The sequence below is a fragment of the Legionella sp. genome, from assembly GCF_965140895.1.
Lineage (GTDB): Bacteria > Pseudomonadota > Gammaproteobacteria > Legionellales > Legionellaceae > Legionella.
The window spans coordinates 1-3,288 of record NZ_CBCSKT010000066.1; the positions used below are offsets into that span (position 1 = coordinate 1).

Sequence of the window (3,288 nt, forward strand, 5' to 3'; positions counted from 1 at the left end):
AGCTCAATCCCTCCGTGGACGCATTAATGATAGTTTTCAGATCATAAACCCAGTACCTTCAAGTTGAATGGGTATATCAAAATTTTATTGATTTTGACGAATAGCAAACAATATCTATAAATTCTGTATTTTGCCGATAAAACTTACTGCATAAGGGGTATAATAGAGGGCCATGCTGATAAACCAGCGCTATATGGAATTAACCCCAAATTGATAATCCCATGGCGTACCATGGGGTTAAGTAAGCCGGTGGGGGCTTTATAAGCCAAAAGCTTCTGTATCATCTTTTCGTTTTAGGTCATAAAGACGTCCTGAATAATCTATTATGATTTTTTTTGGATATGAAACTCATTTTTCCATGCGTAGGCCGATTGTTTTTTACTTTTTGTTCTGCTTGAATGTTTCAGATTTAGAGCGCTTTTCATATTCACAATTCCCGTCAGCCCTTACTCGCGCCGCCATAATACCCTCATCAAATCTTATTGTTTTATACTCAATCTTTCCAATAATTCTTCCATTAAACTGTGCTGCACACTTCTGAATTAGTTTTTCCTTTGCAATAGACCGCGCTTCTGAAAGGGCGCCTCCAAAGGGATTGATGATTGTGCGAAAAGAAATATTTTTTTCTCCTCTTGCACTTAATTTTTCTATATGAACTCCACTGGCAAATGTCGAACAAGATAAAATAAGAAACGTCATACCAAGCATATTTTTTTTCATTCGTTACCTCTTCTAAATACGGACACCAGACTCACCATTCTCATGGATTTAAACCCAAGTCTTAACCCGATGCACCAAGTCATGGCCCATATGGGCCATGACTTGGTCTACTTTCAATCCATACTGAGTGTTGCAATGGTGATAACCGTCGCAGCAGCAGCGGCAACAACCGCACCAACAGAGCGTCTATTAAAGAAACTACACCATGATGTCTCACTTAGCTCTGGTGTAGGAGTATTTTGATCTGCAGCTTCAGATTCATCAAGCTGCTCTTCTGCTACCTCAACGCTAGATATCAAATCAAGGCCAGGCTCTTCTTCTACAATGGCTATGCATTCTGGCTCACTAACAATCACTTCATGTTTCTTAGAAATTAGAGAACGTTCATCATCAAGGATTACATTGCCATCCCCATCAATAATCGTGAGATGAACCCGTCCATCTTTACTATGTTGTGGATCCAAAGCAATAAACTGACCAGATAAGTCATACGATTTGACATACTCTTTTGTTTCATTATCAATAAGCAAGTGACAAGTAAATAACTCCCTCGCTGCAGCCCACTCTTGCATTTTATTCACACTTAATAACGCCTGCATAAAATCCACACTTTGTGAATTAATCACCGGGGAGTTAAATAGAGCCGTAAGTCTATGTAAAATGCTAGATTCAGTTGGATCATTTAAAATAGTAGGTTGATTTAAATTATACTGGATAATAAAAAACTTATTCCGTGCTTTGACTAAAGCGAAGCCTTTTTCTACACTCTCAATTGAAGACTCCAATTTCTTCTGTGTACTATAATCCAGAGGATAATTTTCCCCATCAGTAAATAACAAAACATTATTATGTTTCTTCGATTGCACAATCTTATTCAATTGTTCATTACTTACCCTATAAAGACAGGTCGAGCCATTTGCCTCTAAGGTATTAACATCCGATTGCAATCTATAAAGTGTTCTTTGATTGTAGCACCCGAGAGACGTAACGGAGCTGTTAAATGCCGTGATATTGATAATTGCTTCAGGCTGAAACTCAAACAGTGCTTTAGAAAGCTGAATCACGCTTTTTTTCAACGTATCCAAGTTATTATTAGTCGTCATACTGCCGCTCGTATCTAAAACAAAATGGTACTCAGGAGGAAATGAAGCATGAGGAATGAAAAAATAAGGTTTTATTTCAATATCACCATTTTCCAATTGTGTCTGCGCATAAAATACCTTTTTACTTTCAAAAATATTGGCGTTAATAAGAAGTAAAGGTGAACCACTATTAATTGCGATAAGCTCGTTAGGATAGGACTTCAGAAACGCTTTAATATTAAAGCGTAATGTACTACCTGAAATACTAAGATACTGATAATCAAGCATATTAAAAAGACTTGCATACACAAAAGATGGAAGTTCAATTTCAATATGTTCTTTTTGATCATCAAGGTTATATTTCAATCCATTATCGATTAAAATCTGCAATACGGCATCACAAGCTGATTTATGCATGTGTTCCTTTTTCTGATCGGAGCAAACACCTGAAGCGACTTCTTTAATCAGCAATTCAGCCAACGAAAACGTTCTAAATTGAGGCTGATTTGGACTTCCCTCTTCTAATAGAGATTGCAGATTAACAGAGAGTTGTTGACTGAGTTCTTGAGAGTCAGATTTAAAGAAAACCAGTTCACCATGACAAATCACCTGAGTGCCCTCAAGCCCCATCCCCATATCCTTCAACAACTGAATCATATTCTTTGTACGCAATACGTCATTCGTGAGTTGTCCCATTCCCCCCCCCTTTTTTTTATTTAAAATAGAATCACTTTTGCGAGGGATAATACATTTAAACAATATATTACTCAACAAGAACTTAATTAATTCACATTTCAATGAGCGCATGAAGAGCACTTTGCTTAATAGAATCTTAATAATTTCCGTATAAAAGCTCAACCATCAACCAGTATGCTCGGGGCCAGAACAAATAACACCCCCAAAAGAAAATTTTTCTAACTCCCCCTCCAAAACCAGAAAAAAGCAGGAAATAAACAATTTTGTTATCTTTGTTGATAGTCTTTCTGATGCCGGAAACAGGACGGTCGCGGCCTTTAACCGGTGGCGTTGGCGAGTGAATTCTGGGGACAGGGATATCCCAGAAGTTATAACAATGATATGGACTCATCCTCCCTAGTACCTGGCTACAAAATGAGCCAACATATTATGGTTACCCAAAACCAACAAAGAGGATAGTCCAATGAAAAATATTACATTATTAGGTGTTGATTTGGCAAAGAATGTTTTCCAATTGTATGGGGTTAATGAACATGGGAAAAAAGTACTCGTAAAAAAGATAAGCAGATCTGAATTGCCAAAATTTATTGCAAATCTACCTGTTTATAACATTGTAATGGAAGCTTGTGGTAGTGCAAATTACTGGTCACATAAATTTATATCCTATGGTCATGAGGTGTCACAAATTAGCCCTCAACGTGTGAAACCATTCGTCAAGGCGCCGTAGGCGCATAGGCCGACTGTGTCGGCGACTTGTCGTGTTCCGTGCTACACTAAGGGCTTGTATTAT

At 37.7% G+C, this 3,288-nt stretch carries 3 protein-coding genes; 1 reads left to right on the forward strand and 2 read right to left on the reverse strand.

The annotated features are described in order from the left end of the window. Window positions 1-378: 378 nt before the first annotated feature. Both ACQY7T_RS08695 and ACQY7T_RS08700 read right to left on the reverse strand, forming a co-directional pair. Window positions 379-720 carry a hypothetical protein gene (locus tag ACQY7T_RS08695; protein WP_428412708.1) on the reverse strand — a complete coding sequence of 114 codons (342 nt, stop codon included), beginning with the start codon at window positions 718-720 and terminating at the stop codon, window positions 379-381. A 113-nt stretch (window positions 721-833) separates the two neighbouring features. Beyond that, window positions 834-2,498: a VWA domain-containing protein gene (locus ACQY7T_RS08700; protein ID WP_428412710.1), complete on the reverse strand. Its 1,665-nt coding sequence runs from the start codon at window positions 2,496-2,498 to the stop codon at window positions 834-836. A gap of 463 nt (window positions 2,499-2,961) precedes the next feature. Between ACQY7T_RS08700 and ACQY7T_RS08705 the strand changes: the two genes are divergently transcribed. Further along, window positions 2,962-3,225, forward strand: a complete 264-nt coding sequence (locus ACQY7T_RS08705) for a hypothetical protein (RefSeq protein ID WP_428412712.1) — start codon at window positions 2,962-2,964, stop codon at window positions 3,223-3,225. Window positions 3,226-3,288 lie beyond the last annotated feature (63 nt).